We start from the raw sequence: 12,610 nt of genomic DNA, 5'->3' as shown, positions 1-12,610 counted from the left end.
CGCAAACGTCAGGGACTACCGGGCAGGAGCACGTCGAAGGTGGTGTCGCCGGGCGCGCTGGCCAGGGTGACGGAGCCCCCGTGGGCGGTGACGATCGCCTGCACGAGCGCCAGGCCGAGGCCCACCCCGACCTCGGCGCCGCGGGTGCGGGCGGCGTCGCCGCGTGCGAAGCGCTCGAACGCGTGCCCCACGAGGTCCGGCGGGAACCCGGGGCCGTCGTCGTGGACGCTGAAGCCGTCGCGCCGCACGGTCACCGTGACCGTCGTGCCGGGCGGCGTGTAGCGCCGGGCGTTGCCGAGCAGGTTGGTCGCCACCTGGTGCAGGCGCAGCTCGTCGCCGAGCACGTCGTACGGCGTGTCCACGGCGTCGTCGGGCACGTCCAGCTGCCACCGGTGGTCGGGCGAGACCACCCGCGCGTCGGACACCGCCTCGAGCAGCAGCCGGGTCAGGTCGACCGGCGCCCGATCGAGCGGCCGACCCGCGTCCAGCCGGGCGAGCAGCAGCAGGTCCTCGACCAGGGAGGTCATCCGGCCGGACTCCTCCTCGACCTTGTCCAGCGCCGTCTCGATCGCGGCCCCGTCCTCGGGGCGGCGCCGGGCCAGCTCGGTGTAGCCCGCAATCGTCGCCAGCGGCGAGCGCAGCTCGTGGGAGGCGTCGGCGACGAACTGGCGCACCTGCTGCTCGCTGCGGTGCCGCGCCGCCAAGGAGGTCTCGACGTGGGCGAGCAGCGTGTTCAGCGCCGCCCCGACCTGGCCCACCTCGGTGCGCTCGTCGGTGAGATGGTCGGGCACCCGCTCGGTGATGTCGACCTGGCCGGTCTCCAGCGGGAGGGCGGCGACACTGTGCGCGGTTGCGGCGACCTCGCGCAGCGGGCGCAGCTGACGGCGTACGACGACCAGCGCGCCCCCGGCAGCGATCGCCGTCGCGAGCATCGCGAAGAGCACCTCCAGCCAGAGCAGCCGGGACAGGGCACTCGCCACCTGGTCCGCGGGAAGCCCCACGAGGACCGTGCCGCCGTCGGCGTCGATCACGAGGACCCGGTAGTCGCCGAGACCGGGCAGGGACACGCTGTGGGCCTCGCCGTCCGCGGGCACCCGCTCGAGCCGGCCGACCACGGTGCCGCCGGCGACCTGGACCTGACGCGGCGGCTCGACTGCCGTCGGCGACTGCACCACCTCGACCCGGGGCGATCCGCTGTCGGGAAGCACGGCGCGGAGGAGGCCGATCTCGCTGCCCGGCCCGCCCGCCGCCACGCGCACCGACTGGTGGACCTGCTGGTCGAGCTGGTCGAGCAGGTAGCTGCGCATGGACAGCGTCGTCGCCGTGCCGATCAGCACCGAGACCAACAGCACCAGGAGGACCGTCGTCAGCACGAGGCGCGAGGTGAGGGACGCGAGCGCGTGGCGGACCCGGCTCATGTCGCGGGCTTCAGCACGTAGCCCGCGCCACGCATGGTGTGGATCATCGGCTCGTGGCCGGCGTCGATCTTCTTGCGCAGGTAGGAGATGTAGAGCTCGACGACGTTCGCCTGGCCGCCGAAGTCGTAGTTCCAGACCCGGTCCAGGATCTGGGCCTTGCTCAGCACCCGGCGCGGGTTGCGCATCAGGAAGCGGAGCAGCTCGAACTCGGTCGCGGTCAGGGTCACCTCCCGGCCGGCCCGGAAGACCTCACGGCTGTCCTCGTCGAGCTCGAGGTCGCCGACGACCAGCGTCGACGACGCGGTCGCCTGCTGGGCCCCGGCGCGTCGCATCAGGCCCCGCAGCCGGGCGACCAGCTCCTCGAGCGAGAACGGCTTGGTCACGTAGTCGTCGCCACCGGCGGTGAGCCCGGCGACCCGGTCCTCGACCGCGTCGCGGGCGGTCAGGAAGACGACCGGCACGCTGGGGTCGGTCGAGCGGATCCGGCGCAGCACCTCCAGGCCGTCGAAGTCGGGGAGCATGATGTCGAGCACCACCGCGTCGGGCCGGAACTCCTTCGCCGCGGCCACCGCCTTCGAGCCGGTGTGCGCCGCCCGGACCTGCCAGCCCTCGTAGCGCAGCGCCATCGAGATCAGCTCGGCGATGTTCGCCTCGTCGTCGACGACGAGCACGCGCAGCGGGGTTCCGTCCGGCCGGGCCAGCTCCATGCCGCTCACCCTGGCGACGCTACCTGTGCGGTTGCTGTGCGTGTTCTGTGTCGCGGTGAGGAGCCGGTGCGCGGGTCAGCGCACCCGCAGCGGGATCCCCGGGTTGTAGGAGACCCAGTGGCGGTCCGAGGTCGGCTTCGCGCCCAGCTGGGCGAACAGCTCATGACGGGAGCCGGTGAGGAAGGCGATGCGCCACCGGCCGTGCCGGTCGAGACGGTCCTGGCGGTGCAGCAGGGGCTCGCCGTGGGACTCGTCCCGGTAGAGGTACAGGTGCACGACGGCCGAGCCGCCGGGCCGGCCCCGCCCGGACAGCACGACCCGGCCCCGGGACACGGTGACCCGCGCGCACGTCATCGGGTAGTCGTCGACGACCCGGCAGCGGCGGCCGTCCACGAGCGGCGCGCCGAAGGCGACGTCTGAGCCCTGGTACTCCTGGTCGCTGGGCACCGGGGTCGGCGAGCGGTGCCACACGACCCGCCAGTACGCCCGCCGCTGCGACGTCTGGTGCAGCACGGCGCGGCCGGCCGCGCCGGTGCGCGCGTCCGCGACCTGCCGCCAGCCGTGTCCGTCGGCCCACCGGCGCAGGAACGTCACCCGGGCGCCCGCGACCCGGCGGCCGCGGTCCGCGTCGGCGTCCCAGCGGTTGGCCCGGACGATGACGTCGAAGGGGTCGCCGTACTCGAGCAGGGCCGCGTCGGTCCGTGCCTCGAGCCGGAGCGTGAGCCAGCTGCGCGCCTCGAAGTCGTACGTCGCCGTGCGGGCGCCGATGTCATCCAGCCGCACCTCGGCGCTGTCCAGGCAGTCGCCGGTGAGCAGGCCGATCCGCCAGTGGTCGCCCTTCCCGAACTGGGTGATGTAGTCGTCGATCGTGCCCGACCAGTCGCCGTTGTGGAGCGTCAGGCCGCTGACGCCGGTGCGGGTCCAGGTGCCGGGCGGCAGCGCGACCGGGTCGCTGGTCAGGACGTCGCCGTTCATCTCGACCCGCCACACCCCGCGTGGGTCCGTGCCGGTCGTCGGCCAGGCGTGCCACACCACCCGGCTCGGCTTGGCCGGATCGACGAGCATCGTGCTCGCCAGCGTGTCCGCGGCGCTGCGCAGGAGCAGGCTGCCTTGCCCGTCCACGTGGATGTCGGAGACGCCGATGCGGGCCGTGGGCGCCGTGCTCGGGTCACCGGCGCACGTGAAGCCCGCCGCGTCGAAGCGGCCGTCGAGCTCGCGCACGACCTGGTAGAACGTCTCGCCGCCGACCGCGGGTGGCGCCCCTGCGGTTGCCAGGCCCAGCAGCGGGACGGCGAGCAGCAGGGCCAGCGCGCGGCGCATGCTCGGACGCTACGCCCGCACCTCGGTCGGCACCACTGCACCTTCGGGCAGATCGGCCAGGTCGCGGACCGCCAGCGCGGCGAACACCATGGCGGAGCCGAGCGGCGCCCCGGGGCCGGGGTAGACCGCGCCGAACACGGACGCGGCCGAGTTCCCGGCCGCGTAGAGCCCGGCGATCGGCGTACCGTCCGCGCGCAGCACCCGTCCGGCGGTGTCGGTGACCAGCCCGCCCTTCGTGCCGAGGTCGGAGAGCACGAGCCGCGCGGCGTAGAACGGCGCCTCGGTGCAGGCCGTCAGCGCCCCGTTCCTGATGTGTTCGGTCGGGCCGGTTCCCCCGGTGAAGAACGTGTCGTACTCGTCGCCGCCGCGGCCGAAGTCCTCGTCGACGCCGGTCTCGCAGAAGCCGTTGAACCGCTCGACCGACGCGGCCAGGGCGTGGGGCGGTACGCCGATCAGGCCGGCCAGGTCCGCCAGCGTCTCGGCCCGCACCCAGGTGCCGGCGGCGAGGTGGTCGGCAGGGTCGCCCTCGGGCATCGCGATCGCCGGCAGCCGACCGCCCTCGCGGGAGTCGAAGACGAACCAGGACGGGATCCGGGCCGGGTCCTCGGCCATGGCCCGGCCGAAGCGGTCGTAGGGCAGGCACTCGTTGGCGTAGCGCTGCCCGCCCTGGTCGACGATGAGGCCGGAGCGGAAGCCGAGCGTGAACGACCCGCCGCCGTCGGGTTGCGCCAGGCCGGGGCAGAACCAGCCCACGGCACGGAAGTCGGTCGCGGCGCCGATCGCCGCGGCCGCCTCGATCGGCTCGCCGGTGTTGGTGCCGGCGGGCGCCATCGTCCAGGCGACGTCGCCCGGGACGCCGCGCTCGTCGCGCAGCGCCTGGTTGCCCTCGAACCCGCCCGCCGCGACCAGCACGCCGCGTCGGGCCCCGATCCGGACCGGTCCCTCCGGCGTCCTCGCGGCCACGCCGGCGACCCGGCCGTCCTCGAGGACCAGCCCGGTCACCGGGAGCTCGGTCAGCACCGTCCCGCCCTCGCGCAGGAAGCCGTCGAGCAGCCGAGCGATCAGCGCCTGCCCGCCGCTGAGCGTGCTGCGGCCGCCCCGGCCGGCGCGGTCGCGCTCGACCGGCGGTCGCACGAGGTCGCCGAGGGCGGCCGGCAGGTCGGCGCGCTTGACGTTGGTGGGTTGGATGGACCGGCCTAGCGGGACCCGGCCGGGCGCGTCGTAGTACTCCGGGAACGGCAGCCACTCGAAGTCGATCGCCTCGTCCGCCTCGAGCTCCGCGACGAGCTGGGGCGCGTGCTCGAGGAACGCCTCGATCCGCGCCTCGTCCGCGCCGGTCAGGATCGCGGCGAGGTACGTGCGCGCCGACGCCGTCGAGTCGGCGATCCCGGCCCGCTGCTGCACCGCGCTGCCCGGCAACCAGCACGCGCCGCCGGAGTACGCCGAGGTGCCGCCGAGCAGGGCGGTCTTCTCCACCACCACGGTCGACAGGCCCGCCTTCTGCGCCAAGAGCGCGCCGGTCATCGCACCCCCACCCGAGCCGACCACCACCACGTCGTACTCCCGCGCGTGCGTCATGCGGCGAGTGTAGAACATGTTCTAGTTCAGGCCGTCGGTCGAAGGCTTGACACAATGGACCGGCCATGTCCGAGGAGCTCCAGATCGCCTACCCTCCGGAGCTGCCGGTCACCCAGCGCCGCGAGGACATCGCCGCCGCCATCCGCGACCACCAGGTCGTGATCGTGGCGGGCGAGACCGGGTCGGGCAAGACGACCCAGCTGCCGAAGATCTGTCTCGAGCTCGGGCGTGGCTCGACGGGCCTGATCGGGCACACCCAGCCCCGCCGGATCGCGGCGCGATCCGTGGCGGAGCGGATCGCGAGCGAGCTGGGGACCGAGCTCGGGGACCTGGTCGGCTACCAGGTCCGGTTCACCGACCGGACCTCGCGGAAGAGCCGCGTGAAGCTGATGACCGACGGCATCCTGCTCGCCGAGCTGCAGCGCGACCGGCAGCTGCGCCGGTACGACACCATCATCATCGACGAGGCCCACGAGCGGAGCCTCAACATCGACTTCTTGCTCGGCTACCTCAAGCGGCTGCTGCCGAAGCGGCCGGACCTCAAGCTGATCATCACGTCGGCGACCATCGACGTCGACCGGTTCGCGAAGCACTTCGACGCTCCCGTCGTCGAGGTCTCCGGGCGGACCTACCCGGTCGAGATCCGCTACCGGCCGCTGATGGCGTTCGCCCCAGGTGAGCAGAGCGAGGACGACGAGGGCGAGGTGATCGTCCGGGACCAGACCGAGGCGATCGTCGAGGCGATCAAGGAGCTCTCGGGGGAGGGACCCGGCGACGTCCTCGTCTTCCTCCCCGGCGAGCGCGAGATCCGCGACACCGCCGACGCGCTGGGGGACCTGCCGCGGACCGAGATCCTGCCGCTCTTCTCCCGGCTGTCCGCCGCCGACCAGCACCGGGTCTTCTCCTCCCACGGCAATGCGACCCGCCGGGTGGTGCTTGCGACCAACGTGGCGGAGACGTCGCTGACGGTCCCTGGCATCCGGTACGTCGTGGACACCGGCGTCGCGCGGATCAGCCGCTACTCGGTGCGCACCAAGGTCCAGCGGCTGCCCATCGAGCCGATCAGCCAGGCCTCCGCCAACCAGCGCTCCGGCCGGTGCGGCCGCGTCGAGGCCGGCATCGCGATCCGGCTCTACTCCCAAGAGGACTTCGAGGGCCGCCCGGAGTTCACCGACCCCGAGATCCTGCGCACCAACCTGGCCAGCGTCATCCTCCAGATGACGAGCCTCGGCCTCGGCGACCTGGCCCGCTTCCCGTTCGTCGAGCCGCCCGACCGGCGCAACGTCCAGGCCGGCGTGCAGCTGCTCGAGGAGCTCGGCGCGCTGTCCACGGCGGCCGAACCGACCGCTCGTCCGCCGGAGCGAGCGGCGAAGGCCCGTGGCCCGCGCCTCACCAGGATCGGTCAACGGCTGGCCCGGCTGCCGATCGACCCCCGGCTGGCCCGGATGATCCTCGAGGCCGAACGACTCGGCTGCGTGCGCGAGGTGATCGTGATCGCCGCCGCCCTCTCGCTGCAGGACCCGCGGGAGCGGCCGGGCGCCGACCACCCGAAGGAGCAGGCGCAGGCCGACCAGCTGCATGCACGGTTCAAGGCCGAGGCGAGCGACTTCCTCACCTGGCTCAACCTCTGGCGCTACCTCAAGGAGCAGCAGAAGGAGCTGTCCTCCTCGGCGTTCCGCCGGATGTGCAAGCGCGAGTTCCTCAACTACCTGCGGGTGCGCGAGTGGCAGGACTTCGAGTCCCAGCTGCGCCAGGTCTGCAAGGAAGTCGGTCTGACCATCGGCCCCGAGCGGCAACGTCGCTCGGTGGCCGAGGGTCAGACCTTTCAGGTGGTCACGGAGGATGCGGACGGCATCCACCAGGCGCTGCTCTCGGGGTTGCTCTCCCACATCGGGCTGCTCGAGGAGCGGGAGAAGGAGCGTCGCGGCCCGCGTGAGTACCTCGGCGCCCGCGGCGCACGGTTCGCGATCTTCCCGGGCAGCGGGCTGCATCGGAAGAACCCCCAGTTCCTGATGGCCGGCGAGCTCGTCGAGACCAGCCGGCTCTGGGCCCGGCAGAACGCCGCGATCAAGCCGGAGTGGGCCGAGCGGCTCGGCGCGCACCTGGTCAAGCGCACCTACTCCGAGCCGCACTGGAGCAAGAAGCGGGCCTCGGTGATGGCCTTCGAGCGGGTCACGCTGTACGGCGTCCCGCTGGTCGCGGACCGCCCCGTGGCGTACGGCAAGGTGGACCCCGCCCTGGCCCGTGAGCTGTTCATCCGGCACGCGCTGGTCTACGGCGAGTGGGCTGCGGCCGAGCAGGGCAGCCACAAGTTCCTGGAGACCAACCGCCGGCTGCTCGAGGAGGCCGAGGAGCTCGAGCACCGGGCCCGGCGTCGCGACATCGTCGTCGACGAGCACACCCTGTTCGACTTCTACGACGCGCGCGTGGGCGCGGACGTGGTCAGCGGCGCCCACTTCGACCAGTGGTGGAAGCGCGAGAGGCAGCGCAACGGGCGGCTGCTGACCTTCGACCCCGCGATGCTCACCCACGACACCGTCGAGGAGGTCAGCGCCGCCGACTACCCCGAGCAATGGGAAGGTGCGGGCCTGACCTTCCCGATCAGCTACCACTTCGAGCCCGGCGCGGCCGAGGACGGCCTCACGATCGAGGTGCCCGTGGCGACCCTCAACCGGGTCGAGGCCGACGACTTCTCCTGGAACGTTCCGGGCCTGCGCGAGGAGCTGGTCACCAGCCTGATCCGCAGCCTCCCCAAGAACCTGCGGGTCAGCTTCGTGCCCGCGCCCAACAAGGCCCGGGAGTTCCTGGCCGCGGTCCCGCCGGGCGAGGAGCCGCTCCTCGACGCGCTCGAGCGCTGGTGCCGCTCGACCACCGGCGTCGTCGTCCCGCGTGAGGCATGGGACTGGGGCAAGGTGCCCGAGCACCTGCGGCCGACGTACCGTGTCGTCGACGACGCCGGCCGCGAGCAGGCCCGCGGCAAGGACCTCGAGGCGCTCAAGGCGCCGCTGCGCCCGACCTTCGCCGCGGCCATCGCGGAGGTCGCCGGCGACAGCGGCCTGGCCCGCACCGGTGAGACGACCTGGGCGTTCGGTGAGGTCCCGAGCAGCCACACCGAGCGTCGCGCCGGCCACGAGGTCCAGGTCTACCCGGCGCTCGTCGATGAGGGCAGCGCCGTCGGGCAGCAGGTCTTCGGGTCCACGGAGGAGCAGGAGGCGCGGCACCGCCTCGGCGTCCGCCGGCTGCTGCTCCTCGAGCTCGACTCGCCGGTCAAGCGCGTCCTCGACGGGCTCACGAATGCGGAGAAGCTGGGTCTCGCGGGCTCGCCGTACCCCAGCGTCGCGGAGCTGCTCGAGGACTGCCGCGCGGCCGTGGTCGGCGCCGCCGTCGACGCGCGGCCGCCCGTGCGCGACGAGGCGGCGTACGTCGCCCTGCGTGCCGAGGCCGCCCGCGACCAGGAGGCCCACCTGCGGGCCGTGATGGGAGACGTGATCCGGGTCCTGGACGCCTGGCGCCGGACCGAGAAGGCGCTCAGCGGTCGCGCGGACCTGCCGCTGCTGCCCGCGCTCACCGACATGCGCGCGCAGCTGGGCCGGTTGGTGCACCGCGGGTTCGTCGGCGAGGCGGGCGCGGCCCAGCTGCGGCGCTACCCCGTGTACCTCACCGCCCTCGAGCAGCGCCGCGAGCGGCTGCCCGGACAGGTGAACCGCGACCGGCAGCTGATGGACCAGCTCACCGAGCTCCAGGACGCCTACCTGCACCGTCTCGAGGCGCTCCCGCCGGGCCGACCGCCCGGGGAGCGGCTGCGACAGGTCCGCTGGATGCTCGAGGAGTACCGCGTCTCGCTGTGGGCCCAGCAGCTCGGCACGCCGTACCCGGTCAGCGACCAGCGCATCCGACGCAGCCTGACCCCGTAACCTCGTGGGGTGAACGACCGCCCCCACCACCGCCCGATGACACCGGGCGGCGACTTCTTCGAGGCGCTCGTCGGCGGCGCCGATCCGGCGCTCGTCAGCGAGGCCGCCGACCGCGCGGCGGCGCTGCTGGTGCGCGGGGCACGCGAGTCCGACGACGCCGCGGTCGCCGAACGGCTGCTGCACCTCGCCGACACCGAGGGCATCGAGACGATCGCCGAGGTGTGGTCGGGCGCGCCCGCGGACTCGCTGGCCGGCTGCCTGTGGCGGCTCTACCTGCTGCGCTCGTGGGTGTACGCCGACCCGGTCGAGGTCGCCCGCGAGTTCGAGGCCGGCCGCCGCAGCGCGCAGGTGGCGCGGGTGGTCGCCGGCGTCGCCGAGCCGCCGGGACCCGAGCAGCTCAAGGCGATGGTCGACCAGGTGCTGCGCGGCATCGCCGCCAGCGACTTCGCCGACGTGCTGCTGCGCGCGGCGGCGTTCGCGCGGGTCGTGGCGACCGGCCGGGCGGCCCTGAGCGACCCCAGCGGGGCCGAGGTGCAGCGGATGCTGGTGCTCTCCGAGCAGCTCGAGTCGGCGGGTCACGCCGAGTTGGAACACGAGCTGGCCTAGGGCCGTTACACTCGCCGAGTACGCCGGGCCGTGGCAGCCCCGGGTCCCAAAATCAGCCGCTACGAGCGGCCACGCGCCGTGAGGCGCTCCCGGTCCGGCGTACTCCTCCTTCTAGGCTCCTCGCATGAGATCGCTGCGCCGGTTGCTGCACCGGGCCCGCCCGAGGGCCCGGACCGCGTCGAGGACATCGACCGTGTCGTACGCGCCGCGAGCCGACGGCCGGCCCGACCCCGGCGAGGTCGTGTGGGGCTGGGTGCCCTACGAGGACGACCCCCGCCAGGGCAAGGACCGCCCGGTGCTGCTGGTCGGCCGGCGTGCGGGGCGGCTGCTCGGGCTGATGCTGACCAGCAAGGACCACGACCGGGACGCGGCCGACGAGGCCCGTTGGGGCCGACACTGGATGGACGTCGGCACCGGCGGGTGGGATCGCGAGCGGCGTCCCAGCGAGGTGCGTCTGGACCGGCTGATCGAGCTCGCGCCCGACGCCGTACGCCGCGAGGGCGCCGCCCTGGACCGGGCCACCTTCGACCGGGTGGTCACGGCGGCTCGTCGCTTCCACTCCTTGGGCTGAGCGTCTCGCGGCAACGACCCGGTCTCGCGTCGCGGGGCTCCTCGACCTGGCTGCTGGGTCCCGGCCTTCGCAAGCTCAGGCGGGGGCAGCTCAGAACGTGCGGGCGACCCGGCGCAGCGCCACCCGGGCGGGGTCCCAGGAGTCGGGGTAGCGCTCGGCGCGTGCGGTGACCTCGACGACGGTGAGGTAGCTGCCGGTGCGCAGGATGCCCAACCCGGCGGCCCGCTTGCGCGCGGCGGTGCGGTAGGACTCGGCGGTGCCGGTGCGGACGGTGACCGGCTCCAGTGGGCCGACGTCGGCGCGGTCCACCCGCTCGGCGCAGTCGTCGCGCCACGCCACCAGGACCCGGTGGGCGCGCCACGCCGAGCGCGAGTCCGCGAACCGGGCGACCACCTGGGTCGCGGTGACCCGGTCGGCTGCGGTGAAGGTACGGCGTACCGTCTCGACGGCGCCGATGGTGCCCAGCAGCGTCTTCTGACAGGCGCCGACGGCCGGGTCGCGCTCGGGATCCTCGGGGCCGGTGGTATCGACCGCCCAGGCCCGGTCGCCCACGGTGGGCAGCCGGTCCGCGTCCAACAGGTGCTCGGTGGTCGTGGCCCGTGCCCTCGGCTGCAGGGTGCCGACCTTGTGGCCGCGCGGCTTGCGGGTGGCCCGCGTCGCGGCGGTCGGTTCGGGTGCGGACGGCGCGGCGGTCGCCGAGGGCTGCTCCGACACGGTCGCTCGGGCGCTCGGCGTCGCCGCGGGCTCCGCGGCCTCCGGCCCGTCGCTGTCGGTGCCGCAGCCCGCGAGCAGCAACGTCGCGGCCAGGCCCTCGACGACCAGGGCGGCGATCAGGGAGGTGGTCCGGACCCGAGGCACGCCTGCCATCGTAGGGATCCGCAGACCCGGATCGGGGTTGCGACATGCGGCCCGGCCCACCGGTCGGCACGGGTCGCTAGGGTTGTGCGGGCCGGGCGCGACCCGGGACGAGACCAGCGAGTGCGCGCGAGGAGGTTGCCGGTGAGGGCGAGTCGGGGGCGCCGCGCGTTGCTGGGCGCCGTGGCCGTGGTCGGGCTGGCCCTCTCGGCGGTGGGCTGCACGGGCGACGGCGCGACGCCGGGGCCGAAGCCGGCCACCAGCCCGGTCCAGCCGGAGGTGTCCCGGCTGACGTTCGGGGTCTACGGAGCGCCGGCCGAGATCGCGGCGTACCGCGCCACCGTCGACGCCTGGAACGCCGCCGGCGCGGAGCAGGACCGACCCGAGGTCAAGCTGCGCTCCTGGCCCGATCACGCGGCGATGCGTGCCGACATCGACTCCGGTGCCCCGGTGCCCGACGTGTTCCTGGCCTCGCGGTCGGACCTGAGCTGGCTGCTCGAGAACCGGCACAACCAGCCGGTCGACGAGCTGCTCGACGAGCGTGGCGTCGAGTTCGGCGACCAGTACTCCCGCGACTCGATCCAGGCGTTCAGCGCCGATGACCGGCTGCAGTGCATGCCGTACGCCGTCTCCCCGATGGTGATCTACTACAACCGCGACCTGGTGAACTTCAACCGGATGCGCAAGCGCGGCCTGGACGCCCCGGACCAGGACGCCAAGAGCTGGTCGTTCGATCAGTTCGCCGCCGCCGCCGACTTCGCCACCCGTCCCGGGCGCGGCACCAAGGGCGTGCACATCGCGGCGACCCTGCCCGGGCTGGCGCCGTTCATCGGCTCCGGTGGCGGCTCGGTGTACGACGACAACACCGACCCGACCTCGCTGGCCTTCTCCAGTGACGGGACCCGCTCGGCGTTGGAGCGCACCCTCGAGCTGCTCCGCAACCCGCAGGTCACCCTCGACGACGACCAGCTCGCCGAGGCCAGTCCGCTGACCTGGTTCGAGCGCGGCCGCCTCGGCATGATCGCCGGCTACCGCTCGCTGGTGCCGGAGTTGCGCGGGGTCGACGACCTGGACTTCGACGTGATGCCGATGCCGGTGCTCGACAGCTCCTCGACCGTCGGCGACGTCACCGGCCTGTGCCTGTCCCGCACCTCCGACAGCGTCCCGCTGGCGGCGGACTTCTTGATCCACGAGATCTCCACCGAGGCCGTGAGCCGGGTGACTCGCACCGGCTACCTCGCCCCCGCCAACCTGGAGGTGGCGCTCTCGGACACGTTCCTCCAGCCCGGCCGGGAGCCGCTCCACGCGGCGTTCTTCAACTCGACGGTCCGCTCGATCGACCTGCCGCCGCTGATCGACACCCTCGGCCGGCTCGAGGCGGCGGTGCAGCCGAGCCTCGAGCAGCTCGTCTACGGCATCGGCGTACTCGACCTGGAGGGCCTCACCGAGCAGATCGACGAGGAGTCCCGGGCGGTCCTCAGCCCGCCCGAGCCCAGCGAACCACCCAGCCCGACAGGGCGATCTGCGGCGACGCCCTCGTCCTAGATCGTCGTGACGCTCGGTCGCGAGCCCGGCTGACGAGACTCACTCGCTTCCACCCCGGTCGGTCCGGGCATCACCGCGTCGTACTGCCACGGGTCT

The 12,610-nt window shown here is 73.6% G+C and carries 9 protein-coding genes; 4 read left to right on the top strand and 5 right to left on the bottom strand.

The window, feature by feature from the left end:
- Nucleotides 1-8: 8 nt before the first annotated feature.
- The 4 genes from NOCA_RS20180 to NOCA_RS20165 form a co-directional block, all read right to left on the bottom strand.
- Nucleotides 9-1,418: a sensor histidine kinase gene (locus NOCA_RS20180; protein WP_011757127.1), complete on the bottom strand. Its 1,410-nt coding sequence runs from the start codon at nt 1,416-1,418 to the stop codon at nt 9-11.
- Nucleotides 1,415-2,125, bottom strand: coding sequence for a response regulator transcription factor (locus NOCA_RS20175; protein WP_011757126.1), 711 nt, complete (start codon nt 2,123-2,125; stop codon nt 1,415-1,417). Before NOCA_RS20175 ends, NOCA_RS20180 begins: the two co-directional genes overlap by 4 nt.
- A 75-nt stretch (nt 2,126-2,200) precedes the next feature.
- On the bottom strand, nt 2,201-3,445 hold the full coding sequence (locus NOCA_RS20170; RefSeq protein WP_011757125.1) for a hypothetical protein: 1,245 nt from the start codon (nt 3,443-3,445) through the stop codon (nt 2,201-2,203).
- Between the two features lie 9 nt (nt 3,446-3,454).
- Entirely contained in the window at nt 3,455-5,023 is a 1,569-nt protein-coding gene (locus tag NOCA_RS20165; RefSeq protein WP_049774417.1) for an FAD-dependent oxidoreductase, read from the bottom strand.
- Nucleotides 5,024-5,088: 65 nt separating this feature from the next.
- Between NOCA_RS20165 and hrpA the strand changes: the two genes are divergently transcribed.
- From hrpA to NOCA_RS20150, 3 genes are all read left to right on the top strand, one after another.
- Entirely contained in the window at nt 5,089-8,937 is a 3,849-nt protein-coding gene (gene hrpA / locus NOCA_RS20160; protein ID WP_011757123.1) for an ATP-dependent RNA helicase HrpA, read from the top strand.
- Nucleotides 8,938-8,946: 9 nt separating this feature from the next.
- Nucleotides 8,947-9,543 (top strand): hypothetical protein, encoded by a 597-nt coding sequence (locus tag NOCA_RS20155; RefSeq protein ID WP_041546729.1) that lies wholly within the window; start codon nt 8,947-8,949, stop codon nt 9,541-9,543.
- A gap of 124 nt (nt 9,544-9,667) precedes the next feature.
- Complete coding sequence (locus tag NOCA_RS20150) at nt 9,668-10,114, top strand: type II toxin-antitoxin system PemK/MazF family toxin (RefSeq protein WP_140403888.1); 447 nt, start codon at nt 9,668-9,670, stop codon at nt 10,112-10,114.
- Between the two features lie 90 nt (nt 10,115-10,204).
- On the opposite strand, the gene NOCA_RS20145 is transcribed toward NOCA_RS20150, so the two are convergent.
- Entirely contained in the window at nt 10,205-10,972 is a 768-nt protein-coding gene (locus NOCA_RS20145) for a hypothetical protein (RefSeq protein WP_041546728.1), read from the bottom strand.
- Between the two features lie 141 nt (nt 10,973-11,113).
- Between NOCA_RS20145 and NOCA_RS20140 the strand changes: the two genes are divergently transcribed.
- Nucleotides 11,114-12,514 carry an ABC transporter substrate-binding protein gene (locus NOCA_RS20140; protein WP_011757119.1) on the top strand — a complete coding sequence of 467 codons (1,401 nt, stop codon included), beginning with the start codon at nt 11,114-11,116 and terminating at the stop codon, nt 12,512-12,514.
- The last annotated feature ends 96 nt before the right edge of the window (nt 12,515-12,610 follow it).

Origin of the sequence: Nocardioides sp. JS614 (assembly GCF_000015265.1) — a bacterium.
Taxonomy (GTDB): domain Bacteria; phylum Actinomycetota; class Actinomycetes; order Propionibacteriales; family Nocardioidaceae; genus Nocardioides.
The sequence above is the reverse complement of the archived record's forward strand: the minus strand, read 5'-3'. Positions and strand labels throughout refer to the sequence as shown.

Bases quoted from the DNA above. Each gene is read 5' to 3' on its own strand.
- NOCA_RS20180 (WP_011757127.1), bottom strand. From the start codon at position 1,418: ATGAGCCGGGTCCGCCACGCGCTCGCGTCCCTCACCTCGCGCCTCGTG.
- NOCA_RS20175 (WP_011757126.1), bottom strand. From the start codon at position 2,125: ATGGAGCTGGCCCGGCCGGACGGAACCCCGCTGCGCGTGCTCGTCGTC.
- NOCA_RS20170 (WP_011757125.1), bottom strand. From the start codon at position 3,445: ATGCGCCGCGCGCTGGCCCTGCTGCTCGCCGTCCCGCTGCTGGGCCTG.
- NOCA_RS20165 (WP_049774417.1), bottom strand. From the start codon at position 5,023: ATGACGCACGCGCGGGAGTACGACGTGGTGGTGGTCGGCTCGGGTGGG.
- hrpA (WP_011757123.1), top strand. From the start codon at position 5,089: ATGTCCGAGGAGCTCCAGATCGCCTACCCTCCGGAGCTGCCGGTCACC.
- NOCA_RS20150 (WP_140403888.1), top strand. From the start codon at position 9,668: ATGAGATCGCTGCGCCGGTTGCTGCACCGGGCCCGCCCGAGGGCCCGG.